Source organism: Actinomadura macra NBRC 14102, from assembly GCF_001552215.1.
GTDB classification, from domain to species: domain Bacteria; phylum Actinomycetota; class Actinomycetes; order Streptosporangiales; family Streptosporangiaceae; genus Spirillospora; species Spirillospora macra.
Genome location: NZ_BCQT01000010.1, coordinates 507,802 through 532,211, shown reverse-complemented (window position 1 = coordinate 532,211; position 24,410 = coordinate 507,802). Strand labels below are relative to the sequence as shown.

At 71.7% G+C, this 24,410-nt stretch carries 22 protein-coding genes; 12 read left to right on the top strand and 10 right to left on the bottom strand.

Annotated features, from left to right (window positions below):
• The first annotated feature begins 22 nt into the window (after nt 1–22).
• The 3 genes from AMA02S_RS19230 to AMA02S_RS19220 are packed head-to-tail and all read left to right on the top strand — an operon-like array spanning nt 23 to nt 2,788.
• Nucleotides 23–1,105, top strand: coding sequence for a Gfo/Idh/MocA family protein (locus tag AMA02S_RS19230; RefSeq protein WP_067460404.1), 1,083 nt, complete (start codon nt 23–25; stop codon nt 1,103–1,105).
• On the top strand, nt 1,102–2,163 hold the full coding sequence (locus AMA02S_RS19225; RefSeq protein WP_067460401.1) for a hypothetical protein: 1,062 nt from the start codon (nt 1,102–1,104) through the stop codon (nt 2,161–2,163). The genes AMA02S_RS19230 and AMA02S_RS19225 overlap by 4 nt, the downstream gene beginning before the upstream one ends.
• Entirely contained in the window at nt 2,153–2,788 is a 636-nt protein-coding gene (locus AMA02S_RS19220; RefSeq protein ID WP_157430697.1) for a hypothetical protein, read from the top strand. The genes AMA02S_RS19225 and AMA02S_RS19220 overlap by 11 nt, the downstream gene beginning before the upstream one ends.
• Nucleotides 2,789–2,868: 80 nt before the next feature.
• On the opposite strand, the gene AMA02S_RS19215 is transcribed toward AMA02S_RS19220, so the two are convergent.
• Complete coding sequence (locus AMA02S_RS19215; RefSeq protein ID WP_067460395.1) at nt 2,869–5,226, bottom strand: type I polyketide synthase; 2,358 nt, start codon at nt 5,224–5,226, stop codon at nt 2,869–2,871.
• A 284-nt stretch (nt 5,227–5,510) separates the two neighbouring features.
• Between AMA02S_RS19215 and AMA02S_RS19210 the strand changes: the two genes are divergently transcribed.
• Both AMA02S_RS19210 and AMA02S_RS19205 read left to right on the top strand, forming a co-directional pair.
• On the top strand, nt 5,511–6,458 hold the full coding sequence (locus AMA02S_RS19210; RefSeq protein WP_067460392.1) for a phosphotriesterase family protein: 948 nt from the start codon (nt 5,511–5,513) through the stop codon (nt 6,456–6,458).
• Complete coding sequence (locus tag AMA02S_RS19205) at nt 6,455–7,516, top strand: phosphotriesterase family protein (protein WP_067460390.1); 1,062 nt, start codon at nt 6,455–6,457, stop codon at nt 7,514–7,516. The genes AMA02S_RS19210 and AMA02S_RS19205 overlap by 4 nt, the downstream gene beginning before the upstream one ends.
• 18 nt (nt 7,517–7,534) lie before the next feature.
• Here AMA02S_RS19205 and AMA02S_RS43560 read toward each other — a convergent pair whose 3' ends face one another.
• Complete coding sequence (locus AMA02S_RS43560; protein ID WP_218005030.1) at nt 7,535–9,160, bottom strand: restriction endonuclease; 1,626 nt, start codon at nt 9,158–9,160, stop codon at nt 7,535–7,537.
• A gap of 234 nt (nt 9,161–9,394) precedes the next feature.
• Between AMA02S_RS43560 and AMA02S_RS19195 the strand changes: the two genes are divergently transcribed.
• The 3 genes from AMA02S_RS19195 to AMA02S_RS19185 all read left to right on the top strand — a co-directional run bounded on the left by AMA02S_RS19195 (nt 9,395) and on the right by AMA02S_RS19185 (nt 11,894).
• Nucleotides 9,395–10,285: a phosphorothioated DNA-binding restriction endonuclease gene (locus AMA02S_RS19195; protein WP_067460385.1), complete on the top strand. Its 891-nt coding sequence runs from the start codon at nt 9,395–9,397 to the stop codon at nt 10,283–10,285.
• A gap of 113 nt (nt 10,286–10,398) precedes the next feature.
• The gene (locus AMA02S_RS19190; RefSeq protein ID WP_218005029.1) at nt 10,399–11,616 is read left to right on the top strand and encodes an NAD(P)/FAD-dependent oxidoreductase; all 1,218 of its coding nucleotides are present in this window, start codon (nt 10,399–10,401) and stop codon (nt 11,614–11,616) included.
• 50 nt (nt 11,617–11,666) lie between these two features.
• A complete protein-coding gene (locus AMA02S_RS19185; RefSeq protein ID WP_067460379.1) occupies nt 11,667–11,894 on the top strand; it encodes a hypervirulence associated TUDOR domain-containing protein in 228 nt (75 codons plus the stop codon).
• Nucleotides 11,895–11,919: 25 nt separating this feature from the next.
• On the opposite strand, the gene AMA02S_RS19180 is transcribed toward AMA02S_RS19185, so the two are convergent.
• Nucleotides 11,920–13,212, bottom strand: a complete 1,293-nt coding sequence (locus tag AMA02S_RS19180; RefSeq protein ID WP_067460871.1) for a cryptochrome/photolyase family protein — start codon at nt 13,210–13,212, stop codon at nt 11,920–11,922.
• Between the two features lie 83 nt (nt 13,213–13,295).
• Between AMA02S_RS19180 and AMA02S_RS19175 the strand changes: the two genes are divergently transcribed.
• Nucleotides 13,296–14,207, top strand: coding sequence for an LLM class flavin-dependent oxidoreductase (locus AMA02S_RS19175; protein ID WP_067460377.1), 912 nt, complete (start codon nt 13,296–13,298; stop codon nt 14,205–14,207).
• A 55-nt stretch (nt 14,208–14,262) separates the two neighbouring features.
• On the opposite strand, the gene AMA02S_RS19170 is transcribed toward AMA02S_RS19175, so the two are convergent.
• Nucleotides 14,263–15,234 (bottom strand): alpha/beta fold hydrolase, encoded by a 972-nt coding sequence (locus AMA02S_RS19170; protein WP_218005028.1) that lies wholly within the window; start codon nt 15,232–15,234, stop codon nt 14,263–14,265.
• Nucleotides 15,235–15,553: 319 nt separating this feature from the next.
• Between AMA02S_RS19170 and AMA02S_RS19165 the strand changes: the two genes are divergently transcribed.
• From AMA02S_RS19165 to AMA02S_RS19155, 3 genes are read left to right on the top strand one after another with little or no spacing between them, the layout of a single operon-like run.
• Nucleotides 15,554–16,129 carry a TetR/AcrR family transcriptional regulator gene (locus tag AMA02S_RS19165; RefSeq protein WP_067460371.1) on the top strand — a complete coding sequence of 192 codons (576 nt, stop codon included), beginning with the start codon at nt 15,554–15,556 and terminating at the stop codon, nt 16,127–16,129.
• A 15-nt stretch (nt 16,130–16,144) separates the two neighbouring features.
• Nucleotides 16,145–16,507, top strand: a complete 363-nt coding sequence (locus AMA02S_RS19160) for a BlaI/MecI/CopY family transcriptional regulator (protein WP_067460368.1) — start codon at nt 16,145–16,147, stop codon at nt 16,505–16,507.
• Nucleotides 16,504–17,406 carry a M56 family metallopeptidase gene (locus AMA02S_RS19155; protein ID WP_067460365.1) on the top strand — a complete coding sequence of 301 codons (903 nt, stop codon included), beginning with the start codon at nt 16,504–16,506 and terminating at the stop codon, nt 17,404–17,406. The genes AMA02S_RS19160 and AMA02S_RS19155 overlap by 4 nt, the downstream gene beginning before the upstream one ends.
• 13 nt (nt 17,407–17,419) lie before the next feature.
• On the opposite strand, the gene AMA02S_RS19150 is transcribed toward AMA02S_RS19155, so the two are convergent.
• The 6 genes from AMA02S_RS19150 to AMA02S_RS19125 all read right to left on the bottom strand — a co-directional run bounded on the left by AMA02S_RS19150 (nt 17,420) and on the right by AMA02S_RS19125 (nt 24,379).
• Complete coding sequence (locus AMA02S_RS19150; RefSeq protein ID WP_067460362.1) at nt 17,420–17,875, bottom strand: tellurite resistance TerB family protein; 456 nt, start codon at nt 17,873–17,875, stop codon at nt 17,420–17,422.
• Nucleotides 17,876–18,032: 157 nt separating this feature from the next.
• On the bottom strand, nt 18,033–18,662 hold the full coding sequence (locus AMA02S_RS19145; RefSeq protein ID WP_067460359.1) for an HNH endonuclease family protein: 630 nt from the start codon (nt 18,660–18,662) through the stop codon (nt 18,033–18,035).
• A gap of 188 nt (nt 18,663–18,850) precedes the next feature.
• The gene (locus AMA02S_RS19140; protein ID WP_157430696.1) at nt 18,851–20,245 is read right to left on the bottom strand and encodes a hypothetical protein; all 1,395 of its coding nucleotides are present in this window, start codon (nt 20,243–20,245) and stop codon (nt 18,851–18,853) included.
• Nucleotides 20,246–20,406: 161 nt separating this feature from the next.
• The gene (locus tag AMA02S_RS19135) at nt 20,407–22,167 is read right to left on the bottom strand and encodes a serine/threonine-protein kinase (RefSeq protein ID WP_245667644.1); all 1,761 of its coding nucleotides are present in this window, start codon (nt 22,165–22,167) and stop codon (nt 20,407–20,409) included.
• Between the two features lie 116 nt (nt 22,168–22,283).
• Nucleotides 22,284–23,204, bottom strand: a complete 921-nt coding sequence (locus tag AMA02S_RS19130; RefSeq protein WP_084265314.1) for a biliverdin-producing heme oxygenase — start codon at nt 23,202–23,204, stop codon at nt 22,284–22,286.
• A 14-nt stretch (nt 23,205–23,218) separates the two neighbouring features.
• Nucleotides 23,219–24,379, bottom strand: a complete 1,161-nt coding sequence (locus AMA02S_RS19125; RefSeq protein WP_067460350.1) for a hypothetical protein — start codon at nt 24,377–24,379, stop codon at nt 23,219–23,221.
• Nucleotides 24,380–24,410 lie beyond the last annotated feature (31 nt).

The following is a 24,410-nucleotide window of genomic DNA, read 5'->3' as shown; positions in this document are numbered from 1 at the left end:
TGGCTCCAGCGAAGGGAAGGCAATGCGAAGCCGTCTCACGGTCGACGTCGTCGGGTGCGGGGAGATCGCGCAGATCATGCATCTGCCGCACCTGCTCGAACGCTCCGACGTGTGCACCGTCCGCGCGATCTGCGAGCGCGACCCGCACGTCCTGAAAGGGGTGGCGGACCGGTTCGGCATCGCCGCGACCTTCACCGACCACCGCGAGATGCTGCGGACCTCGCCGGCGGACGTGCTGGTGGTCCTCACCTCCGGCGACCACGCGTCCATCGTCGACGACGCGCTGGACGCCGGCATGGACGTCTTCGTCGAGAAGCCGCTGTGCTACTCGACGAAGGACGCCCACGCGCTCGCGCGGAAGGCGAAGGAACTCGGCAGGACCGTCATGGTCGGCTACAGCCGCCTGTTCGACACGGCCTTCGGCGCCCTGTGGGACGAGGTCCGCGAGGAACCCGGCCCGGTCTACCTCCGCGCGGAGGCGAGCCTGCCGATGGACTACCACTTCCGGGCGCACCTCGACGTTGTCCGGCCGCTCGACTGGACCCCGCCGGCGGCGGCGCCGGAATGGGGTGGATCGTGGGAGTACCTCCGCCAGGAGGTGCTGTTCAACCTGGCGATCCACGAGGTGTACCTGCTGCGCGTGCTGACGGGCATCCAGCGGCCCGAGCTCCGGCTCGTGACCGACGTGCTGGACCGGCGCGGTGTCGAGGCCATCTGGCAGGACGGCGGGAACCGCCACGTCAGCATGGGCGTGCTGACCCTCGACACCGTCGCGGGCGGCTACGTCGAGGAGATCCGGGCGGTGACCGGCGACGCGACCCACGTTCTGGACTATCCGTCGATCTACCTCAAGAACGTCCCGGCGACGCTGTCCACGACCCGGCTCCGCGACGGCGCGCTGGTGGAGAGCACGGTGCCCGGCTCGTACGTCAGCCCCTTCAAGGCCGAACTCGACCACTTCTTCGACGTCCTGTCGGAGGGGCGGCCCTGCCTCAGCCCGGCGGAGGACGCCGCCCACGACGTGGAGACGCTGAACCGCATCCACGCGGCGGCCCGCGAGAACGGGGAGGCCCGCAAGGATGGGGCGAAAAGGGACGACCAGTGATCAGGATCAGCGCGGCCATCATGCACCATCCGCGCCGCGCGCACCGGATCCCGTCGCTGCTGCGCGCGTGCGCGCCCCTCGCACCGACGGTCGTCCCCGACCCCGAGCCCGAGGGCAAGCCGAGCCCGCTGCGGACGGCCAAGCGCGCGTGGGCGGCGATCGACGACGACGCGACGCACCACCTGGTGCTCCAGGACGACGTGCGGCTGGCCCCGGGTTTCGCCGCGCAGCTGCACGACGCGGTCGCCCGGCGGCCCGCGCACGGCGTCTCGTCCTTCTGCCTGTGGCACACTCCGCACAACTCCTACCTGGTGCGCAGGGCGGCGGTCGCCGGCGCGGCCTACGCGCCGCTGTCGCTGTACGAGTGGACGCCCACCCAGGCGTTCGTCCTGCCGGTGGAGCACGCCCGTGCCCTCGCCGACTACCTCGCCGGCATCCCCGACGAGGTCCAGGACGACGACGAGATGGTCGTGATCTTCTGCCGGGAGCGGGGCATCCCGGTCGTGACCACGGTGCCGCACCTGATGGACCACGGGCACGCCGAGTCGCTCGTCGAGGGCCATAGCGACGGGCTGCGCGCCACCGTCTTCGCGCCGGACCTGCGCTGGCCGGCGGACCACCCGTCCGCCGACCTCGAACTGCCGCCCGGCGCCTACACAGTCGCCCTCCAGGACTCGGTCTGCTCGATCCGGCTGATGCACGGCGACCCGGTGGAGCACGAGTTCGGCTGGTACTGGTACGACGCCTGCCCGCTGGCCGGGGTGGATCCCGAGGAGGTGCTCGACGCGGGTGCGCCGCACCTGTCCGGGCTGCCCGCCCGCGCGGCCTCGGCGATGACGGAGGTGTGGGCGGCGTGCTACCTCCTCGGCGTGGACGTCGCGCGCTCGGCGCCCTCGTCCACCGGATGCGGGCCGCTCATGCCGGCGGCCGTCGAGTCCTGGATCGACCAGGGACTGACCCGGCAGGACCACCGCGAGCTGCGCGAGGACTGCGTCCGGCTCGCGCTCGCGGCGGTCCGGCAGGGCATGGGAGAACGGAAATTCGCTGATGCGTCCTGACGTGAAGACCCTGGTGACGGCGATGGCGCGGCGGGAGGCCGCCGCCGCGCTCCTCGCCGCCCCGCGGGTGGAGTTCGGCGCGCCGGGGCCGTCCGTCCGCGTCCGCCTCGTGGAGTGCCCCACCTGCGGCGCCAGCCCGGGGGATCGGACCTGGGCGCCCCCGTTCGCGGCGGACCAGAGCGCGGCGGACGCCTCGCCGGGACCCGTCCTGCGCATGCTCGCCTGCGAGACGATCACGGCGCGTGCGGTGCTGCCGATCGTGGCCCTGGCGGAACGCTCGCCCGGCCTCCGCCGCGCGGTGTTCCAGACCCGCGCGCTGGCCTGGCTCGACGCGACGCGCACCGCCCCCACCCCCGCCGCGGCGCTGGACCTCGGCACGACGCTGGCGGTGGTGGACGACGCGGAACGCTGGGTCACCGACCCGGACGCCGCCACCGGCCGCACGATCCCCGCGTCCACCCGACGGCACGTTTCGCAGGGCGGCTGGGCCGACCATCGGCAGCGGCTCGTCCCGTCGTTCCTGTCGCCCCACGCGGCCGTCCCGCCGCCGCTCGAAGGGCTGTACGAGGAGGAGTTCCGCGGGGCGATCGTGCACGGCTACGCGTTGGCCGGCGCCTCGGCCTGACCGGCCGCTCCGTCTCTTCCGTCCACGGCAGCAGAACGCCCCCCAGCCAGAACCATCGGCTGGGGGGCGGTTCCTTGCGCTCAGCCGGCGTCCACGTCTGCGTCCACGTCTGCGTCCGTGGCGGCGTCCGTGCCTGTGCTCACGTCTGCGACCGGGATCGTGGGTGTCGGGGACATCCAGTAGCGGCCACGCTCGAACGCGTAGGTCGGCAGGGACACGCGGGACCCCGCCGGCACGGCCTTCGTCCAGTCGGGGGAGACACCGGCGGTGACCAGATGCGCCAGATGGCGCAGCATGCCGTCGCGGCCGCGGGAGGAGCCCACGACGTGGACCGGCACATCGGCCTCGTCCGCGTCCGCCTGGACCGCGGAGGGCTCCGTGCCGACCTCCACGAAATAGCGGAACCGCTCGCCGACCAGGTACCGCGCGGTGGGCACGGCGGGCATCTCCTGGCCGTCGCCGTGTCCCGTGACGATGGCGACGGCTTGGTCAAGGGTGAGCGCGCCCGAGACGTACGCGGCGGTGACCTTCCCGACGCCGTCGCCGGTCACCGCGTCCGGCTGGATGCCGAGGGACCGCCACATCGCGTCCAGTGCGCAGCCGAAGGTGAACCGCGCCGCGTCCCCCAGCGGGCCGGACGCCTCCTCCGCACCGTGCAGGATCGGCATCACCGACCAGCCCGCCCGGCGGCGGATCGCCTCGTCGCAGGCGGCGAGCGCGCCGGCGAACGCCTCCGAGTGAGCCACCAGGCTCGCGCCCGTCGCGGTGCGGCCGGGGAACACGAACGCCAGCTTCCCCTTGAGATGCTTGCGCGCCGGAACCAGCGCCGGATCCGGACGACCATCCGCCAGCGCCTCCAACGCCGACAGCAGCGTGTCGCGGTCGGCGCCCAGCACGACGGCCCGGCGCTCGAAGTGGCTCCGGCAGTGGGCGAGCGTGTACGCCACGTCCGGCAGCCGCACGGTCTCGTCTTTCGCCAGATGGGCGGCCAGACGGGCGGCCTGACGGCCGAGCCCGTCGTCGTCGCGGGCGGAGATCACGAACAATCGCGGCTCGTCCCGCCCGACCGTTTCAGTCGATCCGGCCGTTTCGACGGGTTCGGCCGGATCGGGGAGCGGCGCCTCCTCGACGATCACATGGACGTTCGTCCCGCCGATCCCGAAAGAGCTCACCCCCGCACGTCGCGTCCGCTCGCCGCGAGGCCAGGGCAGTGATTCCTGGACGAGCCGCAGCCCGCTGTCCTCCCATTTCACGCGGCGCGTCGGCTGCTCGGCGTGCAGCGTGCGCGGCAGCCGCTCGTACTGCAACGACAGCACGACCTTGATCAGCGCGGCCAGGCCGCTCGCCGCCTGCGTGTGCCCGATGTTGGACTTCACGCATCCCAGGTGCAGCGGACGGCCCGGCGGCCGGTCGTCCCTGAAGACCCGGGCCAGCGCGCGCGCCTCCGTCGGGTCACCCACCATCGTCCCGGTCGCGTGCGCCTCCACATAGTCGAGGTCGCCGGGCGCGAGCGCGGACAGCTCCAGCGCTCGCCTGATCACCTTCTCCTGCGACGTGCCGTTCGGCGCGAGCAGCGCCCGGCTCCGCCCGTCGTGGTTGACCGCGGTACCGCGCAGCACCGCCAGCACGTCATCACCGTCCCGCCGCGCGTCCGACAGCCGCTTCAGCATGACCACGGCGACGCCCTCGGCGAAGGCGCTGCCGTCCGCCCCGTCCGCGAACGACCGGCACCGGCCGGTCGGCGACAGGGCCCGCAGCCTGCTGAACTCCACGAACGTCTGCGGCGTGGTCATCACCGTGACACCGCCGACGAGCGCCTGCTCGCACTCGCCCGACCGGAGCGCCGCGGCGGCCAGGTGCACCGCCAGCAGCGACGAGGAGCACGCGGTGTCCAGCGTCATCGCGGGCCCGACGAGACCCAGGATGAACGACACGCGGCCCGAGGCGACGCTCAGCGCCGAACCGGTGCCGACCTGGCCGTTGAACTGGTCGAGGCTCAGCCCGGACAGGTAGTCGCTGCCGAGCATGCCGAGATAGACCCCCGTCTCGCTCCCGGCGAGCCGGGCGGGCACGGTCCCGGCACGCTCCAGGGCCTCCCACGCCGTCTCCAGCAGCAGCCGCTGCTGCGGGTCCATCGCCGCCGCCTCGCGCGCCGTGATGCCGAAGAAGTGCGGGTCGAACGCGTCGATGTCCGCGACGAAGCCGCCCTCGCGCGCGTAGGTCTTGCCCAGCGCGCGGGGATCCGGGTCGTAGACCGACTCAAGGTTCCAGCGGTCCGGCGGGAACGCGCCGACCGCGTCCCGCCCCTCCGACAGCAGCTCCCACAGCCGCTCCGGATCGTCGATTCCCCCCGGAAGCCGGCAGGCCATCGACACCACCGCCACCGGCTCGTCGCGCTGACGCGGTGTCTCGTCGCGCTGACGCGGTGTTCCGTGCATCCCTGGTCCCCTCGACGCGTCCGACGGAGATGACCGAATCTTCCTGACTTCCGTCCCCGCCCCAAGGGTCGATCGCCCGCCCCATCGCGCTACCCCGACGGCCATAGCCGTCCCGCCGCGCGCAGCCGATCGTGCAGGCGTCGTCAAGCCCCTTGCGCGGACGGTCATGGTCCCCCGCCGGTGAGTCCCGGGATGCTCCGCGGGGAATGTCTTCCCGCGACCTCGACCCCGCACCGAAAGCGCGGTACCCATTGAGCACGCCAGCCGCACCGTCCGGACGGATCATGACCGTCACCGGGCCCCTCGCGCCCGACGACCTCGGGCCCACGGTCACCTCCGTCCACCTGGTCAGCGACCTGGGGCACGGCGTACCGGACGGCCCACCGGTGACCATGCCCCTGCTCGGCGCGCTCGCCCTGGGCGCCGAGAACCGCGACGACCTGCGGCTGTCGGAGACCGACGCCCGTCCCGACCTTCTCGACTTCGCCGCGCAGGGCGGCGGCGCCGTCGTGGACGTCACCGCCCCCGACCTCGGCCGCGACCCGGCGGCGCTGGCCCGCCTCGCCCGCGACACCGGCGTCAGCGTGATCATGGGCTGCGGACGCTACTGCGCCCCCGCGGACGCCACCGCCGAGAGCCTCACCGAGGAGATCGTCCGCGACCTGGGCGCGGGCGTGGACGGCGTGCGCGCGGGCGTGATCGGCAAGATCGGCGCGCTGGACACCGGACGCCCGCCCGACCAGGCCCTGGCCGCGGCCGTGGCGGAGGCCGCTCGGCGCACCGGCGCCCCGGTGCTCATCGACCGCACCGCGACGCACGACGTCCTGGACCTGCTGACCGCGGGCGGAACCGACCCCGCCCGAGTCGCCGTCGGCGGCTGTGACGGCCTGGCAACCGACGTCGGCGCCCTCGCGGCGCTCGCCGGCCGCGGCGTCTACCTCCAGTTCGACGGGCTCGGCCGCCTCCCCAGCGTGTACAGCGAGGTCGACGACCAGGACGTCGCCGCCGCCGTCCTCGCCCTCGCCGACCGCGGCCACGCCGAGCGGATCCTGCTGTCGCCCGGCGTCTCCCGCAAGAGCGACCTGAAGGGCTTCGGTGGCGGCGGGTACGGCTTCGTCGCCCAGCAGCTCGTCCCCTACCTGGGCTTCACGGGGGCCGACGAGGCGCTCCTGCGCACCCTCACGGTGACGAACCCGCAGCGTTGGCTGACCATCACGGAGGACGCCGAATGAACCGGACCATCCCGAACCTCGCCGGGCAGGTGCTCACGGTCGCCGGGCCGGTCGACCCCGCGGTCCTCGGTCCCACGCTCATGCACGAGCACCTGTTCGTCGACCTCCGCCGTCCCGCCCACGCCCTCCGTCCAGGCGAGGACGCACCCGAGGCGCGGGAACCGCTCACGCTGGCCAACCTGGCCCGGACCCGGCACGGCGCCGTCAACGCCGACAACGACGTCCTCGCCGACTTCGACGAGATGCTGGAGGAGGTCCTGGCCTTCCGGCGCGCCGGCGGCGGCACCGTCGTGGAGGTCACCAACCTCGGCATCGGCCGCGACCCCGCGTCCCTCCAGCGGATGGCCAAGGCCAGCGGCCTCAACATCGTGATGGGCGCCGGCTGGTACACCCCGACCTTCCACCCCCTCGACATGCCCGAACGGACCGTCGACGACCTCGCCGAGGCGATCGTCCGCGACATCGTGGACGGCGCCGACGGCACCAGCGTTCGCGCCGGCATCATCGGCGAGGTCGGAGCCGAGAACGCGCCGCTGACCCCCGAGGAGCTGAAGAGCGTCCGCGCCAGCGGCCGGGCGAGCCGGATCACCGGCGCCCCCATCACCTTCCACGTGGGCGGGGTCGGCGAGGAGAAGTTCGCGGTCCTCGACATCCTGGACGAGGAAGGCGTGGACCCCGGCAATGTCGTCCTCGGTCACGCGGGCACCATGGCCGTGGACCTGCCCTTCGCGCGCCGCATCCTCGCCCGCGGCGTCTTCATCGAGTTCGACTTCCTGACCTCGCCGGGCAGCCCGTGGGGCCACCTCGTCCTGCTCAGCGACCACAAGGTCATCCGCGGCGTCGCCGCCCTGGTCGAGGAGGGCCACGCCGACCAGATCCTGCTGGGCCACGACGTCTGCCAGAAGATCCAGCTCAAGCGGTACGGCGGCCAGGGCTACGACTACATCCCCGAGCACTTCCTCCCGGCCCTGCGCCGCCGCGGAGTGGACGACGAGGCCCTCCACAAGATCATGGTGGACAACCCCGCCCGAGCTCTCACCTTCACCACCCCCGCCTGAACCGGCCCTCGGCCCCGGTCACGGGCCGGGACGTCCGGTCTGTCTGTTGTCGGAGGCGCGGGCGCGCCGAGGCGGCGTCACTCCGGGGACGACGTCAAAGCCCAGATGTTCCTTGATCAGGTGCTTGAGCTCGGCGCCGTTGATCAGGGTGATGCGGTTGCGCTGAGCGAACTGCTCGCTGGCGCGACCGAACCATGAGGTCGTGACGAGGACGCCCGTCGTGGCGTTGTGGTCGGCCATGACCCCGGTGAGGGCATGGACAGCCTCCAGGCCGACGAGTCCGGACCATCGCTTGGCCTGGATCAGGCAGACGCCGCCGAAGAACATGTTCTTGCTGGTGGCCACGGCGTCAACGCCGCCGTCCTTGGAAGGGATGGTGGTCCATGCCTCGGCTCCCATGGCGACGAACAACTGGCGAATGAGGTGCTCGAACTCGGTGGGGGTCAGCTTGACGAGGTTGCGGCGGGAGTCCAGGTCCGAGACCACGTCCACGTCCTCGGTGAAGCGGAACCGTTTCAAGTCGAAGGTGATGAACGGCTCGATGGCCTCCAGGTCGTAGGGGTTTGGGGAGACCAGGGCGTTGAGCTTCTTCAGGCATTCCGCGGGATCGACCTTGGCGAGCACCAGCTCTTCGAAGACGGTGCGTTCGGCTTCCACACTGAGGAGATGCAGTCGGACCGTCTTCCCCGTGGCCGGGTCGGTGGTGGTCAGCCGTCCGTTGAAAACCACCGCTTCCACGACCGCCGACGAAGTCGCGCTGAAGATCTCGTGCAGTGTGCGAAGCGTAATCTGTGCGACGAGTTGCTTATACCGCTTCTTTGTCTCCGTGACGGGACGGGAGATCGAGTCTATGACGTCGCGTGTCTTGACATATTTGTAGGCGCGGACGTCGGGGATCACCGTGGCCGGGGGAAATTCGAAGTCAACGACCACATCGTGGTTTTCGGGTCGGTAGGCGACCTGGACTCGCCGAGGAAAATCGCTCGGGTAATCGGATCCTTGCATTATCTGTCCGATGAACCACTCGACGGCCTCGGGTTCTCCGGATCCGACGCCTGTACGACGTCTTCTCAGGTCGGCGTTCACCGCCGCCGCCTTCTCTTTGAGGGCCTGGACACGGCGAGCGTGGGCGGTATGTGCTTCGTCGAGTGCGCGGACGCGTTGAGATTCACGGTGCCGGTGGGCGGCGAGATCAAGATCGTATCGCTGCCGCGCGTCCTCGGAAGCGCGCTCATAACGACCGGCGCCGCCGAACACGCGGCTCCAGGGCCCAGGCGGTATGGGTGCGTAATTCGCCCAGTCGGGCACCGGTTCAGAGGCGGCGAGCCCGCCGGGATCGAACCCTGGAACCCTGGGGGTCACCCATAGGTCATCGAAGTTCAGTGGCTTCTTCTGCAGGGCGTCCGCCAGGATGCGGTCGAGTCGCCCGATACGGTCGTCGACCTCGGCCGTTTTGTGTTCGCTCAACGTTATCTGGCCTGCTAAGTGTCGCTCCTTACGGCGCTTCTCGGCTTCTCTCTCGCGACGAGTCCGCTCTCGTGCGGCCCGCTCCGCCTCGCGTCGCGTCGCCGCCTGCTGCCGCTGCCACTCCGAGCGGCCGCCCCCACGTTGCGCCACGCCCTCGACCTCCTGCCAAGCCTCCACGAAAGCCTCGGGCCAAAGGGTAAGACGGTTCTCTGACCGAAGGAAGAGGTCAAGCGGCGGTCACGCCGTTACCGGGGATCGCCAAGTGCGATATCAGCGGCGTCTCGGCAACGTGTCCACGTCCTCGCCAGTGACCTTCAGGGAGATCTTTTCGTTCGGCGTGCCGGGGGCAGCGGTGCTCAACCTCTCGCGCGCAGGGCGTCCGCGATGTCGGCTCCGATAGGGTCCGGGGGCATGGACTGGGGGGAGCGTGTGCTGGGCGTTCGCCGGTATTCGCGCAACGGTGAACGGGCCCCGCACAAGCCGCTGCTCCTGCTCTACGCGCTCGGCCGCTTCCGGAACGAGGGCGCCGGGCCGATCGAGTTCTCGGCGGCGGAGGACGATCTGGACCGCCTGCTCCGCGAGTTCGGGCCACCGCGCCCCACCAGCCCGGGTTATCCGTTCCACCATCTGACCAATGACGACCGGCTGTGGCTCGTCGAGACGGCCAACGGCGGCGGCAGCCCGGGGTCGGGTGTCGGGCCGCTGCGTGCGCAGCGCGCGGCCGGGCGGCTGCATCCCGATCTGGCGGCGGCGCTCACCGAGGACCGGGGGCTGCTGGCCCGGCTGGCGCGCGTTCTGCTGGACGCCACGTTCGCGCCGTCGCTGCACGCCGACATCTGCCAGATGGTCGGGTTGGACCTCGAGGACGCCGAACTCGCCGTCCACGCGCGGCCGGAGGTTGTCCGGCGCGATCCCGCGTTCCGGCAGGACGTGCTGGAGGCCTACGAGTTCTCCTGCGCCTTCTGCGGCTATGACGGATGGCTGGGCGGCGTGGCGGTCGGCCTGGACGCCGCGCACGTGCGATGGCGGACCTATGGAGGCCCCGACAGCCTGGGCAACGGGCTGTGCCTGTGCGCCCTCCACCATCGGCTTTTCGACCGCGGCGTCCTCGGGCTGACCGGTGAGCGGGTCATCACTGTCTCGCAGAAGTACATCGCCCGCGCCGACACGTCCAGGAGCAATGTGCTGGCGCTTTCGGGGCGCCCCGCGGGTGAGCCGCAGACCGGTTTGCCGGTGGTCGATCCTCAGCACATCGACTGGCACACCAGGCAGGTGTTCCGCCGCCCCGCCCGGGCGGCATGACCTGGACGGTCCGCGGGGCCCATGAGCGCGTGATCCGGGTAACGGCCCATGTGGTGGGCATGGTGGTCTTGACTGCCGGACCGCCCGCTCGGGGCCGTGGGAAGGGGGATCGCGTGTCGGATGCCGTGGTCGTTGTCGGGGCGGGACTGGCCGGGCTCGCCTGCGCGGTGAGACTGCACGAGGATGGTGTCCCGGTACGGGTCCTGGAGGCGTCGGACGGTGTCGGGGGCCGGATGCGGACCGACATCGTCGACGGTTTCCGCCTCGATCGGGGATTCCAGGTCTTCAACACCGCCTATCCGGAGGCGCGGCGCGTCCTGGACTTCGACGCCCTGGATCTGCGGTCGTTCGCGTCCGGCCTGCTGGTCTTCCATGAAGGGCGCCGTGAACGCGTCATGCTCCCGTGGAAGCATCCCGAGCACGCCTTGAGCGGGGTGTTCGCCGATATCGGCTCGCTGCGCGACAAGGCCACGCTGGCCGCGATGACCGCCCGTGACCTCGCGGCTCCCGACTCCTGGATGCGGAACGGCACCGAACGCAGCACGTCCGAAGAACTTCACCATTGGGGCATCTCGGACGAGATGGTGGAGAAGCTGCTCCGGCCGTTCCTGGCCGGGGTGCTGCTGGAACGGGAGCTGGAGACCTCAAGCCGCTTCTTCCACCTGATCTGGCGGTCGTTCGCACGCGGCACGATCGCGGTCCCGGCGCTCGGCATGGGGCAGGTACCGGCACAGCTCGCGGCCCGGCTCCCGGACGAGACGATCACGCTGGGCACGGCGGTGCGCGAGGTCACCGGGGAGGGCGTGACCACGGCGGACGGGGCGTTGATCCCGGCCCGCACGGTGGTCGTCGCCACCGATCCCGTCCGGGCGGCGGCGCTGGTCCCCGAGGTGGAGGCGCCGGTGATGCGGTCGGTGACGACCTTCTACCATGCGGCTCCCGCGTCGCCGCTGGACGAGCCCGTCCAGATCCTCGACGCCGACGGGGTGATCACCGACACCCTCGTGCTGACCGACGCGGCTCCGGAGTACTCCGCCGACGGGAGCGCGCTCATCTCGACCTCGGTGCTCGGCCTCAACGCCAAGGAGTCGCTGGTGCGCGCCCGCCTGAACGAGATCTACGGGGACACCTCGGCGTGGCGGCTCGTCGCGAGCTACCCGATCGCGGTCGCCCTCCCCGCGATGACGCCGCCGCTGCGGCTGCGGCGCCCGGTCCGGGTCGGGCCCGGCCGCTACGTCTGCGGTGACCATCGCGACACCGGGTCCATCCAGGGCGCCCTGGTGTCCGGCCGCCGCGCCGCCCAGGCCGTCCTGGCCGATATGGGCGGCTGACCAGGCATTTCGGAGGAGTATCCGGCCTGTCCGCGGGTACCGCGAGGCACATGGCAGACAAGGATGATCCCAACGTGGGGGACGAGGTCACCTGGCGCAGCCACGGCTCCACGGCCAAGGGACGTGTGAAGAAGAAGATCACCGACCGCCGCGAGGAGGCGGGACGGACCGTCGCGGCCTCCCCGGAGGAACCGCAGTACGTCGTCCAGAGCGAGAAGAGCGGCGGTAAGGCCGTCCACAAGGGCTCCGCGCTGCGCAAGCGCAAGGGCTCGAAGTGAACGACGGCGGCGCGGCGACTGCGGGTTACTCCACGTCGATGATGGGCGGCGGGTAGTCGAGCGACTCCCGTTGGCCTTCGGGCAGTTTCCAGGGACGGTGGACGCGCGCCCCCTCGATGTCGGCGAGCTCCGGTACGTAGTGCCGGACGTAGTCGCCCCGGGGGTCGAAACGGGACGCCTGCCGGAGCGGGTTCATGACCTGGTCCGGCCGGGTGCTGTTACCGGTTCCGGCGACCCACTGCCAGTTCCCCGCGTTGTCGGCGATGTCGCCGTCCGCGAGCCAGTCGTTGAAGTGGCGCAGGCCGTGCCGCCAGTCGATGCCGAGGTCACGGGTCAGGAACGAGGCGGTGATCAGGCGCGCCCGGTTGTGCATGAAGCCCTCGCGGTGCAACTGGCGCATCCCGGCATCGACGATCGGGACGCCGGTCATGCCGTCGCGCCAGGCGGCGAGCGCGTCGCCGTCGTCGTTCCAGCGCCGTCCGCGCGACCGGTAGTCGTCCTTGGCGAGCCCGGGGAAGGCGGCGGCGACCTGGTGGTGGAAGTCCCGCCACGCGAGCTGGCGCCGGACCGGGTCCGGAGCGGCCTCCGCCAGTTCCCGCGGGGACACGCAGCCGAACTTCAGATAGGCGCTGAGCCGGGACGTGCGATCGGCGGCGAGGTCGTCGCGGGTCTGCTCGTAGCGGGCGGCGTCGTCGCGCAGCCACGCCGCCATGTGGTACCGGCCCGCCCGCTCGCCGCCGGGCGCGAGGTCGGGTGACAGCGAGCCGGATGTCAGGTCGGCGAGCTGGGGCAGGGCGCCGACCCGCACACGGGACGGCAGCCGGACCGCCGTCGGCGCGTCCACGGCCGGACGCCATCGGGCCTCGTCCCAGGCCCGCCAATATGGGGTGAACACCCGATAGTGGTCGCCGCCGGCCGGGGTCAGCTCCCCGGGCGGGACGACCGTGACGCCGGGATGCACCGAGACGGTGAGCCCCTCCTCGCGGAGCCTGCCAAGCCGCCGCGTCGCGTACGCGGACCGCTCGTCGGCGAGGGCCACCGAATCCGCGTGGGTCTCGGCGGCCAGCCGGGCGACCTCCGTGACCGGGTCACCGCGCCGCACCACCAGATCACCGCCCCGCTCGCGCAATGACTTTCGCAGGTCGGCAAGGCTGTCCAGGAGGAACCGGACACGGTTGGGGGCGGCGAACGGACCGTCCAGGATCGCGTCATCGAAGACGAAGACCGGCACGGTGCGGTCGGCCCCGCACGCCGCCGCCAGCGCGGGATTGTCGTGGACCCGCAGGTCACGGGTGAACAGCAGGATCGAGGTGCTCATCACCCGGTCTTCGGAGCGGTACCCGTGGCCGGTTGCCCTCCCCGCCTTCGCCCGGGACGAACACGACCGTTAGTGTCTGAGAGATGCGTTTCGCGATCTCCATCCCGCAGGACGTCACCGACCGCGAGTTCGACCCGGCCGCCTTCCGCGCCCATCTGCGACGCGCCGAGGAACTCGGCTTCGAAGGCGCCTGGACGCAGGAACAGGTCCTGGGTTCGGCGTCGCGGCTGAGCCCGATCGAGACCATGTCCTACGCCGCCGCGTGCACCGAACGGTTGCGTCTCGGCTGCGCCGTGCTCGTCACCCCGCTGCACATCCCCGTCCACCTGGCCAAGAGCCTGAGCACGCTGGACCAGCTCAGCCGGGGCCGTCTCGACGTCGGCGTCGGGACCGGCGGGCAGGGACGGATGTTCAGCGCGTTCGGTCTCGACCCGGACGGTCTGGTCTCCCGGTTCACCGAGGGGCTGAACCTGATGAAGGCGTGCTGGACGCAGTCCCGCATCGACTTCGACGGGCGCTTCTGGCAGGTCGAGGGCGCCGCCATGGAACCCAAGCCGTTCCAGAAGCCGCATCCGCCGATCTGGTTCGGCGCGCACGCCCCGGCGGCGCTGCGGCGCGCGGTCCGGCACGGCGACGCCTTCATCGGCGCCGGGTCGGCCACGACCGAGCAGTTCGCCGACGAGGTCGGCATCCTCCGCGAGGCCCTGGTGGAGGAGGGGCGCGACGCCGCGGGCTTCCCGATCGCCAAGCGGGTCTATATCGCGGTCGACGGGGACGCCGCGCGCACCGGGGAGCGGGTGGCCGCCGGCCTGCGGAACCTCTACGGGCACGACGGCCTGACCGACGTCGCCGTCTGGGGTCCTCCGGAGGCGTGCGTGGAGGGGTTGCAGAAGGTGGCGGACGCGGGCGCGGAGCTGATCCTGCTCACCCCGCTCTACGACGACGCCGAGCAGATGGAGCGGCTTGCGGCCGACGTGATGCCACACCTGGGCTGAGAGGTCGCCGGGGAGCGTGCAGGGGGACCGGGCTCCCCGGCGACGTTAGCGGTGGTCAGCGCGAGTGTTTGCGGAGCCACCTCTGCAGGACGGGGTTGAAGACGTCCGAGCGCTCCCAGTGCGGCTGGTGGCCGCACTCGTTGGCGACGACCGTCTCGACGTCGCGCAGGTGGCTCGCCATGATCCGCTGGACGGTCGGCGGGCTGTAGAGGTCACCGTCGCCCCACAGGAGCAGGGTGGGGACGCGCAACCGCTCGACATCGGTCCAGGCGGGCTTGTTGGCGTTCGCCTGGCTGACCTCGGTGTGGACGGCGCGTTCGTGGATCTCAAGCCACTCATGCACGCCCGAGGGGTTGATCGCCCGGTAGGACGGTCCGAGCTCGATGAAGTCGGGGGGCATCTCGTCGAAGCCCTCCGGCCGCAGGCGCAGGAGCATGTCCTTGTACGCCTGGTCGGTCACGCCGGTCAGGCTGCCGCTGATCACCAGGCTGTGCAGCCTCTCCTGATGTGACAGCGCGTAGTCGAGGGCCACGCCCCCGCCCGCGGCGACGCCGATCGCGTGGAACCGGCGGAGGCGGAGGTGCTCGACGAGGGCGTGCAGGTCTCCGGACCCGGTCCCCGTCTCGTCCTTGGACCCGGCGTCGGACCTGAAGTAGCCGCGCCGGGAGTAGCTGATGACGCGGTAGCCGGCCTTGGCGAAGTAGGGCTGCTGGTACGGCCAGCTCTCCGCGCTGCCGGTCCCCGGGTGCAGGAAGATGATCGGGGTTCCGCGGCCCCCGGTGTCCCAGTACCACAGGCGTGCGCCCGGCGCCTGCACGTATCCCGAGGTGGCGGGCACCTGCGGCGGGACGGGGATCGGCTTCAGCGGCGAGTCGGGACGGGGGATGCCCGTCCCCGCGGCGGCCGTTCCCACGCCGGTGGCGAGCACCGCCCCGCCGACCGCCAGTGCAGTGGCGCTTCCCAGCAGTCCCCGGCGGCCCATGCCCGCTGCCGTCTCCGTCTGTCTGACGCTGTCGTTCGTCGTCACTCAAGACCTCCCAATCTTGACGTCGACTCCTCGCTCCGGAGCCCGTTCGGGGGCGGGGCGCTCGCAGGCCGTGGCGGGGTGTCCATGGCGTCCGCCTTCGCGGGCTCAGGGAGGGTCGTCACAGCAGGTATATAGCGACCTGTTGATAAACACAACACTTAAGATCGAACAAAACACCGTGACTTGCGCTGATTTCTTGTGTCTGAGTTGACAAAGACAACACTGTGAAGCAAGGGGCGGCGTTGCGGCCGAGCCTTGTCGAGTGGCTGTGGAGGAGCCGGGGTTGCCGTCCCGAGAGTGTGAGTGGTTTATTACTCAGATGACCGCCGCCCCCCGGAAACTGTCCACCGCGGACGAGCGCCGCGGCACGGTCGTGCGGACCGCGATCGACGCGTTCGCGGCGCGCGGCTACTACGGGACGACGACGACCGAGGTCGCCCGGCACGCCGGGATCTCCCAGGCGTACCTGTACCGGCTGTTCCCCGACAAGGAGGCGCTGTTCGTCTCGGTCGTGAACCACTGCGCGGACCGGATCCTCCAGTGCATGGCCGACGCCGCGGCCGAGGTGCGCAGCGGCGACCCGGAGGCGGTGCTGTTCGCCATGGGCGACGCCTACGCCCGGCTGATCGCCGAACGGAACCTGTTCATGGTGCTCATGCAGGCCAAGTGCGCCGCGAGCGAGCCCGCCATCGGCGAGGCGATCCGCGCCTGCTACGCCGAGGCCGTCGAGTATGTGCGGGAGGTGTCCGGCGCGTCCGAGGGCCAGATCCAGATGTACTTCGTGCGCGGGTTCTGGTGCGACGCCGTGACCGCCATGGGGGTCGACCAGGTGGACGCGCCCTGGGCGCGCACCCTCGCGCACGGCCTGCTCCACTATGCGCCCGAATCGGGCTGAAGGACGGAGAGGCCGGTGTCGCGCAGACCGCTCGGGCAACTGGAGGCGGAGGTCCTGGCGGCGCTGGCCGCGCTCGGCGGGTCCGCCAGGACCGCGGAGCTGGTGGCGCGGCTGGAGGGCGGCCCCGCGTACACCACCGTGAACACGATCCTGCACCGGCTGCACGAGAAGCGGCTGGTCACGCGTACCCGCGCCGGGCGGTACTACCGGTACCGGCTCGCCGTCGACGAGTCCGAGCTGGTGGCCGGCCGTATGCACGACCATCTGCGCCTCGCCAGCGATCCTGGCACGGTGCTGAACCGGTTCGCGCAGTCGCTCAGCGCCGAGGACGCGCGCAGGCTCCGGGAGTTCCTCGACGCACCAGAGGCGGACGGGTGAACTGGTTCACCTTCCTGCCCCTGGCCGTCATGCTGGCGCTGGCCACGGCGCTCGGCAGGGCGCTCGGCAGGGCGCGCTCGCCGCTGCATCCCTCCTGGGCGGCGCGGCTGCTGGCGACGACCGGGGCGATGTCCGTCCTCGCCGCGCTCGGCACCGGCGTCTTCGTGACGATCAACTACGCGGCGACGCTGCTGCCGGCCGCCGCCGCGCACGTCCCGGAATGGGCGCTGTCCGGGGACGACAGTCCCGTGCCCGACCTCGTGGGAGTCCCGGCGGCCGTCCTGCTGGCCGCGGCGCTGCTGACCACCGCGCGCACGGCGCTGCGCTGGACGGGCGAGCTGCGCACCGCCCGTTCGCAGGCCCGGAGGCCACTGGAGACCGAGGTCCCGATCGCCGTCGCGGTCCCGGGCCGCCGCGGGGGAGTGCTGATCTCCAGGGGACTGCTGCGCGCGCTGTCGCCCGCGGAACTGCACGTGGTGTTCGCGCACGAGACGTCCCACCTGCGGCACCGGCACCACCGCTACCTGGCGTGCGGCGCCCTGACCGCGGCGGTCCTGCCGCCGCTGCGTCCGCTGGACGAGCGGCTCCGGCTCGCGGTGGAGCGGTGGGCGGACGAGGACGCGGCGGAGGTCGCCGGTGACCGCGCCCTCGTCGCCCGCACGATCGCCAAGGTCGCCCTCGCTCACCCCACGGCACCCGGACCGTCCGCCGCGTTCGCCGAGTCGGGCGTCGTCCTGCGCGTCGAGGCGCTGCTCGGCGCGCCGCCCGCGAGGAATTCCGTCACCGGCCCGCTGCTGTTCATGGGCAACGGCTTCCTCACCAGCTCGCTGACCGCGACGACGCTCCAGCTCGACCAGGTCGTCGTGTCGTGCCTGCTGCCGCTGCTGGCGCTCCAGTGACGGGACGCGCCGGTCAGAGCTCGAACTCGGCCGGGTCCAGACCCACGGCGAGGCAGGCTTCGCGGACGACGGCCTTCTCGCTGTCGTCGAAGTGCCCGTCCGCGCCGCCGATGATGATGCCGATCTGGATGACGGCCCGCGCCTCGGTGGGCTTCTTCTTGGTCTTGGCGATGTCCTGAAGCACCGAGACCTTCCCGAAGGCGAAGTCGGCGGTCAGCTTGGACACGTTGTCGTTGAAGCGCTGCTGGAGGACGTCCGCGGGGAAGTTCTTCAGCACGTCGTTGGAGGCGATGAGGGAGGCGGTCCGCTGCCGCTCGGACGGATCGACGCTGCCGTCCGCCGCCGCCACCAGCGCGCACATCGCCATGCTCGCGTCGCGGAACGTCGCGCTTTGCAGTTCGTTCTTCTTGCTGAGGAGCTGCGACTGAAGGGTCTGGGTCGATTCGCGCAACTTGGTCCAGAAGGCCATGGGGGTCCTCCGCTCGCCGGTCGTGTCCTCCGACCCTAACCGGCTTCTGCTACAGCTGTAGCAGAAGCCGGTCGGAGTTCAGGACAGAGCCAGACAGCGTCCAGGCAGCGTCCAGGCAGAGGCCCGGGCAGAGGCAGGGGCAGAGGCAGGGGCAGAGTCAGCAGGTTTGGAGCAGCTCGGTCAGGGCGCCCTTCTCGGCGGGATCGACGGTCAGGCCGTAGCGGTGCTTCACGTCGATCCAGGACCGGGCATACGTGCAGTAGAACGAGGTCAGCGGGGGCTTCCACTGGGCTGGATCCTTGTCGCCCTTGGCCTGGTTGACGTTGTCGGTGACGGTCCAGAGCTGCGAACTGCTCAGATCGTTGGCGAACTGGCGCCTGCGCTCGGTCGTCCACTGGTCGGCGCCGGATCGCCAGGCCTGGGCGAGGGGCACCATGTGATCGATGTCGAGGTCGGACGCCTGCGTCCACCGGCCGCCGTCGTAGGGGCTGGTCCAGGTGCCGGAGATGGCCGCGCACTGGTCATCGGTCTGGACGTTCTCGCCGTCGCGCTTGAGTGCGGTCTCGCGGGTGTTGCAGGTCCCGGAGATGGTGATCCAGTGCGGGAACTTCTGGCGGCTGTAGCCGGTCATGGAACCCTCGGCGGCGACGGCCAGGCCGGCGAGGTGTTCGGCGGCCTCGGCCTTACCGGGAGGAGCCGGCGGATCAGCGGACGCGGCCGGAGCGGCGGCGACGAGGACGGCGGCGAGAGCGGCGGTCAGCGTGGCGGGCACGGTACGGCGGTACATGCGGGATCTCCCAGGTCAGGGTCATGATCACCGCTAGCTTCACCACCGTGTGCGCGGCCGCCGCCGCGACACGGTCAGACGCTGTGATCACTTGACCCGGTGCTGACCCGGGCGTGCCGAGATCGCCTAGGGCACGGGCCATCCGCGCGGCGGCGGCCCGTGCCGATCGGCCGGACGATCAGCGGCCGTCACCCGCGGGGGACATAGAGGCGGATGTCGTCGATGTCGGCGGAGCCCTCGTAGTAGTTCAGGTGCGGGTCGCCGATGATGAAGGAGTCGGGGTAGGCCGAGCCCTTGGGCCAGGCGTGCTCGGTCGTGTACGTCCCGGCCGGGCCGCGGTGAACGAGCGTGCGGTCGAAGCGGCCGTCGTACTCGCCGGGGGTCTGGTTGTAGTGCCAGATCGGACGGCCGTCCTCCACGAACCTGTGGTGGACGCGCAATGTCGTCTGCCCGATGTGGAGGAACGGGCCGCTCATTTCGAGCGTGTACCCGGTGCGGTCGCGTTCCACGGCGAACCGGTAGGCGGCCTTGGGGAGCAGTTGCGGTTGCAGTTCGGCGCTGGTGAGGTGGCCCTGGAACCGGCCGCCCGGTCCATAGGGCTTGTCCATGGAGACGTTCCCACAGGCGGTCTTGATGTAGTACTCGTTGCTGATGTTGTTGTTGGCGGCCTCGCGGAACAGGTCGCCGCGCGGGAAGAGGGCGTTGACGCCGTTGAAGGTGCCGTCGAAGGTGCGATAGATCTTGCCGGTCTTCGGGTTGCAGGTCCCGGCGTTCTTCCAGCGGGCGTCATCGCTGTAGTAGCCGTCCATGATGGCCTTGCGCCGGTAGTGGATGCCGGGATTGCCGTGCGGCGCGGGCGTCGCGTAGTCGAGGATCGTCATGTAGTAGAACCCGTTCTCGCGCGTCACGTCCGGGTACTCGCAGCGCGACTTGCCGGGCAGCGCGCCTTGGAACGTCCACGGGAACCGTGTTTTGCAGGGCTCTTTGGTGTAGCCGTTGTGCCGGCCGTTGTAGTCGAAGGTGCCGCGTCGCATGCCGCCGAAGTTGATGCCGCGCAGCGTCATCTCCACGCGGTAGTGCGGTGGCAGCGGACGGGTGGGACGGATCAGGACTCCGGCGTCCCAGCTCGGCTCGGACAGCCGCGCCGCCTTCTGCCCGTTCGGGAGGCGTGCGGTCGACAGACCCGGGCGCGAGTCGGGGTGGCCGTCGCGGTCCTTGTCGACGGCGGCGACCTCGGCGGTCAGCCATCCCCGGTGGCCGAACGCCACGCGCTTGCGGAACACGTTCAGGGTGGAGAGCTGCTTGTTGAACAGCGGTCCGCTGATCCTCTTCCACGCCGTGCCGTCGTCGTCGAACGCGTCGACGTGCCACGGGCTGCGCGGTCCCTGCGGGTCGAGGCGCCACTTGGCCCCGTCGATCCGCAGCGGCCTGTCGAAGCCCTCGTGATCGAGCAGGACCCAGCCCTTGCGCCCGATCCCGCGGTCGATGGTGCCGGACGCGGTTCCGGCAGGCCAGGCGGCGGACGCGGCCGCCGCGGCGGTCGCTCCGGCGGCGGCCACGGTGAGCTTCCAGCTTCTCCTCAAGACGTCCCCCTCGGGCACGGGAGGCGCGCCGCACCCCCGGTTCGGCGCGGTCCGCGCGGACCACGCCAGCGGACCCTACGACCGGGAGGCGGCGTGGCCGGAGGCGATGCGCCGGTCCACGGGGTGTCTTGGCCGTTCCTTGGGAGATCCTGGGCCGAGCCTCAGGAGTCGGCCGGGACGGTGCTGATGACCTTGCCCTTGGTGTTCACGGCCAGATAGCCGCCGTCGTACTCGTCGGTGAAGTAGATCATCATGGTGGGGCGGTCGCCGTTGAAGGTCCAGGACGCCTTCACGATGATGTACTTGCTGGTCGGCTTCGGCACCTTGAGCGTGCGCGCGGCCCGCTGCATCAGCGCGGGCAGGGCGTCCCAGTTGAAGGCGTTGAGGTTGACCTTGGCGTCGCCCGTCGTGATCGCGATGCTGGGGCCCTTGCGGACGGCGGCGTCCGCGCCCTTCTCGAAGGTGTAGTTGTCGAAGGCGGCGCGGCGCCCGGCGACGGGGGCGTCGGCGTCGGCGCGCTCCTCGTACACCGTGAACTCGGCGAACTGCTTGCTGTGCGACGCGTCCTCGAACTTCTTGATCACGCTGCGGATGGCGGTGGGGGTCAGCAGGGTCTTGGTCTCGGTGGTGCCGCCGCCGGTGCCGCCGCGCGGCCCGGCCGCACCGCTCGTGCCGCTCGTCGGCTTGTTGCCGGACGGGTGGCCACCGTTCGCCACCCGTCCGGTCGCGTTGTCCAGGACCCGGGGCAGGACGATGATGATCGTCGCGAGGAGCGCCGCGACCGCCCCGGCCGCCAGGATGGCGACCACGGTGGTGATCAGCGGGGACCGGCGGCGCGGCGCCAGCGCGGGGTCGGTGATCCGGATCGGCGGCGGGAACGAGTTCGGGTTCGTCCCCGGGGCACCCGGCATGGAGAAACCGGGCGGCAGTGGTGGGGGACCTCCCGGCATGGACGCCACGCTCGGGCCGGTGGGGATTCCCGGTCCGGTGGAGACGCCCGGTCCGGTGGAGCCGTTCGGTCCGGTAGAGCCGTTCGGGCCGGGCAGGGGCGGGACGGCCGGGATGTTCAGGCCGGTGGAGCCGTTCAGGCCGGTCGCCGCGGCCTGGGAGAGCAAGTGGTCCAGGTGGGCGCCCGCCGGGCGTGCGGCCGGGTCCCGCACGAGCAGCGCCTGTAGGACGGGCGCCAGCGCGCCGGCGCGGTGGGCCGGCGGGATCGGGGCGGTCATGACGGCGGCCAGCGTCGCGGCGGTGGTGGGGCGGCGCAGCGGGTTGCGGCCCTCCACCGCCACGTACAGCAGCACGCCGAGCGACCACAGGTCCGAGGCGGGATTGCCCTCGTGCCCGTGCAGCCGTTCGGGCGCGATGTACTCCGGCGAGCCCACGAGCCCGCCGGTGGCGGTGACGCGGGACGCCTCCTCCAGCACCGCGATGCCGAAGTCGGTGAGGACCGGCGTCCCGTCCGTCCGCAGCAGGACGTTCGCGGGCTTGACGTCGCGATGGCAGATCCCGGCCTCGTGGGCCGCCCGCAGCGCCGCCAGGATGCCGCGCCCGACCGCGGCTCCCTCGGCGGGCGACAGCGGGCCGTTCTCCAGCCGGTCGTGGAGGGACTGCCCGCGGACGAGTTCCATGACCAGCCACGGGTGCGGCATGTCGGGCGAGTCCACGATGTGGTGGATGGTCACCACGTTCGGGTGGTCGATGCGCGCGAGGGCGCGGGCCTCGCGCATCACCCGCTCGCGCAGCATCCGCACGACGTCCGGGTCGAGCTGGGAGGTCTCGGTGTCGGCGAGCCGCACCTCCTTCAGCGCGACCTCGCGTTCCAGGGCCAGGTCGAACGCGCGCCAGACCGTGCCCATCCCACCGCTGCCGAGCCGTCCCCGCAGCTCGAAGCGGCCGTCGATCACCATCTGCCCTGAGGTCACGGGCGACAGCCTAGAACCACTGCCAGCTGGAATGCCTCATATCCCCCTCAACCGGTCTCATGGCTCGCTCCAATCCGGGGAATGCCCGCAATCCCTCGCGCACCGGCATCACCCCGTCACGCAGCCGGGTCGACCGGGAGCCGCCGGCCCAGCGCGGTGATCAGCTCCGCGTTGAGCCGGTAGGCCGTCTTCACCTCGGCGATGACGCGCCCGCGCTCGGCCTCGTCCCACGGGGCGTCGTCGAGCAGGGCACGGTACCGGTCCTTCATGACCTTCGGCCTGCCCTCGAACTCGTAGAAGCGCAGCCCGTTCCCGTCCGCGAGACCGTAGACGCCCTTCAGCCGCCTTGCGATGACCTGCCCGCCGGACAGGTCGCCGAGGTAACGGGTGTAGTGGTGGGCCACGAAACCTCCCGGCCAGTCGAAGCACACCGCACGGAGCCGGTCGCAGTAGCGGCGGGTCGCCTCGTCGGCCTGGACGTGCTCACGCCAGCCCGGCCCGTAGAAGAACTCAAGGTCGGAGTGCAAGGCGTCCAGGCGGCGGAAAGCCGGGAAATCGAACGTCCCCGCGACCTCGTCGTCGTGCATACGGTCGGCCGCCTGCTCCAGGACGTCGTAGACGAAGGAGAGCTGCCCGACCAGCAGCGCGTACTCGTCCCGGTTGAGCCGCCCCTCGACCAGCGCGTCCATGAAGGGCGAGTGCTCGGTGTCGCCGTGGTCGGGCCTGGTGGCCATGCGCAACCTGACCGAGAACCGCTCGGCCTCGCGGGCCTTGTCGTACATGCGCACCACCTCGGCGCGCACCTGCGCCCGCTGCGTCAGCCGTTCGCTCCACGGGATCCGGACGGGCACCGAACGCCCGTCCACCTGGACGGAGAAGTCGATCCCGTCGGCGTCCATCCCGGTCATCACCGCGGCCGTGGCCGCCGGCTGCCCGCCGAGCGCCCGCACGATCACCACCGAGTCCGCGGCGTGGTCGTCGTTCATATGGCGGGCGATCGCCGCGACCACCTCCGCGGTGAACGGTTCCTGTTCCATGGCGCACTCCTTCTCTACACGGACGGGCCGGGGCTGGACGCCCGTCCCGCACTGGTCACCGGGCTGGCGGGAGGCGCGATCTCGTAGCCGGACGGCGGCAGCAGCAGCGCCGGCAGGGGGACGTCGAGGGCGCGGCTGAGGGCCAGCAGCTCGTCGGCGTCGAAGCGGTGCGGCGGGCTGAGGGTCTCCGCGCTCTCGACGTCGCGGTCCGTCCACGTCGTGCCGGTGAGCGGGGTCAACGTGTCGGCGAGCGCGGCCCGCGACAGGTTCCGGAGGCGCCGCCACTGCCCGACGTTGAGCGCGACGATCTCGTTCATGGCGACGGCCCGCGGCGCCCCGGCCACCTGCCGCGGCCCGCGGGCGCCCCTGCCGCGGGGACGGCGGAGCTCCCTGACGATGACGAGCGGCGCCGCGAGCACGATCAAGGCGGGCAGCGCCCACGGGTAGGACGAGGTGCGGGCGGTGAACCGCGCGGGCCGGTCGACGCCGGTGAGCTCCCCGACGATCGCGTACCGGCCGAAGGCGGGACCCGGCAGCCGGGCGCGGACGGAGTAGCTGCGCTCCTGCCCGGGCGCCAGCGTCCCGATCCTCGGCGCGTCCAGGATGCCGGTGGGCTCGCCGCCGCGTCCGACCGCCAGCGTGAGCGGCGGGTCGGTGACGGGTGCGGCGCCGGTGTTGCGGACGGTGAACGTCACCGTCCGCGTCGCGGAGCCGCCGAGCCAGGCCGCCCCCGGGCCGCCGCCGCTCACCCGGACCCCCGAGACGGCCAGGTCACGGGCGGGCGTGGTGGACACGGCGCGGCGCTGCGCGGACGACAGCGTCGGGACGCCCGTGACCACCAGCGGGACGGTCCGCGCCCGCCCGCCGGTGACCGGGCGCGCGGAGATGACGCAGGGGCAGCCGATCGGCGGCTTGACGACCGTGACCATCGCCGTGCCACGGCCCTTGGCGTCGATGAACGTCGTGGCCGCCGCGGCGACGGCGCAGTCGGCCGAACCGCGCCCCCCGCCGTTGCCGCACAGCTCGATCAGCACGTTCCCGGACGGCCATGCCGCCAGGTCCACGGTGACGGTGTCGCCCACCCGCGCCTCCGCGCGGTCGATCTCGACGGTCGGGCCGGGCGCGGCGAGGGAGAGCGGCGGGACGGCCAACGCCGCAGCCAGCAGTGTCCTCATCAGCGCGTCCTCATGAGCGTGCGGCGCCGCC

Excerpts from the sequence above, each read along its gene's own strand:
- AMA02S_RS19165 (WP_067460371.1), top strand. The coding sequence starts at position 15,554 with ATGACCGCCGCCCCCCGGAAACTGTCCACCGCGGACGAGCGCCGCGGC.
- AMA02S_RS19175 (WP_067460377.1), top strand. The coding sequence starts at position 13,296 with ATGCGTTTCGCGATCTCCATCCCGCAGGACGTCACCGACCGCGAGTTC.
- AMA02S_RS19230 (WP_067460404.1), top strand. The coding sequence starts at position 23 with ATGCGAAGCCGTCTCACGGTCGACGTCGTCGGGTGCGGGGAGATCGCG.
- AMA02S_RS19145 (WP_067460359.1), bottom strand. The coding sequence starts at position 18,662 with ATGTACCGCCGTACCGTGCCCGCCACGCTGACCGCCGCTCTCGCCGCC.
- AMA02S_RS19185 (WP_067460379.1), top strand. The coding sequence starts at position 11,667 with ATGGCAGACAAGGATGATCCCAACGTGGGGGACGAGGTCACCTGGCGC.
- AMA02S_RS19130 (WP_084265314.1), bottom strand. The coding sequence starts at position 23,204 with ATGGAACAGGAACCGTTCACCGCGGAGGTGGTCGCGGCGATCGCCCGC.
- AMA02S_RS19195 (WP_067460385.1), top strand. The coding sequence starts at position 9,395 with ATGGACTGGGGGGAGCGTGTGCTGGGCGTTCGCCGGTATTCGCGCAAC.
- AMA02S_RS19150 (WP_067460362.1), bottom strand. The coding sequence starts at position 17,875 with ATGGCCTTCTGGACCAAGTTGCGCGAATCGACCCAGACCCTTCAGTCG.
- AMA02S_RS19180 (WP_067460871.1), bottom strand. The coding sequence starts at position 13,212 with ATGAGCACCTCGATCCTGCTGTTCACCCGTGACCTGCGGGTCCACGAC.
- AMA02S_RS19220 (WP_157430697.1), top strand. The coding sequence starts at position 2,153 with ATGCGTCCTGACGTGAAGACCCTGGTGACGGCGATGGCGCGGCGGGAG.
- AMA02S_RS19210 (WP_067460392.1), top strand. The coding sequence starts at position 5,511 with ATGACCGTCACCGGGCCCCTCGCGCCCGACGACCTCGGGCCCACGGTC.
- AMA02S_RS19125 (WP_067460350.1), bottom strand. The coding sequence starts at position 24,379 with ATGAGGACACTGCTGGCTGCGGCGTTGGCCGTCCCGCCGCTCTCCCTC.
- AMA02S_RS19205 (WP_067460390.1), top strand. The coding sequence starts at position 6,455 with ATGAACCGGACCATCCCGAACCTCGCCGGGCAGGTGCTCACGGTCGCC.
- AMA02S_RS19215 (WP_067460395.1), bottom strand. The coding sequence starts at position 5,226 with ATGCACGGAACACCGCGTCAGCGCGACGAGACACCGCGTCAGCGCGAC.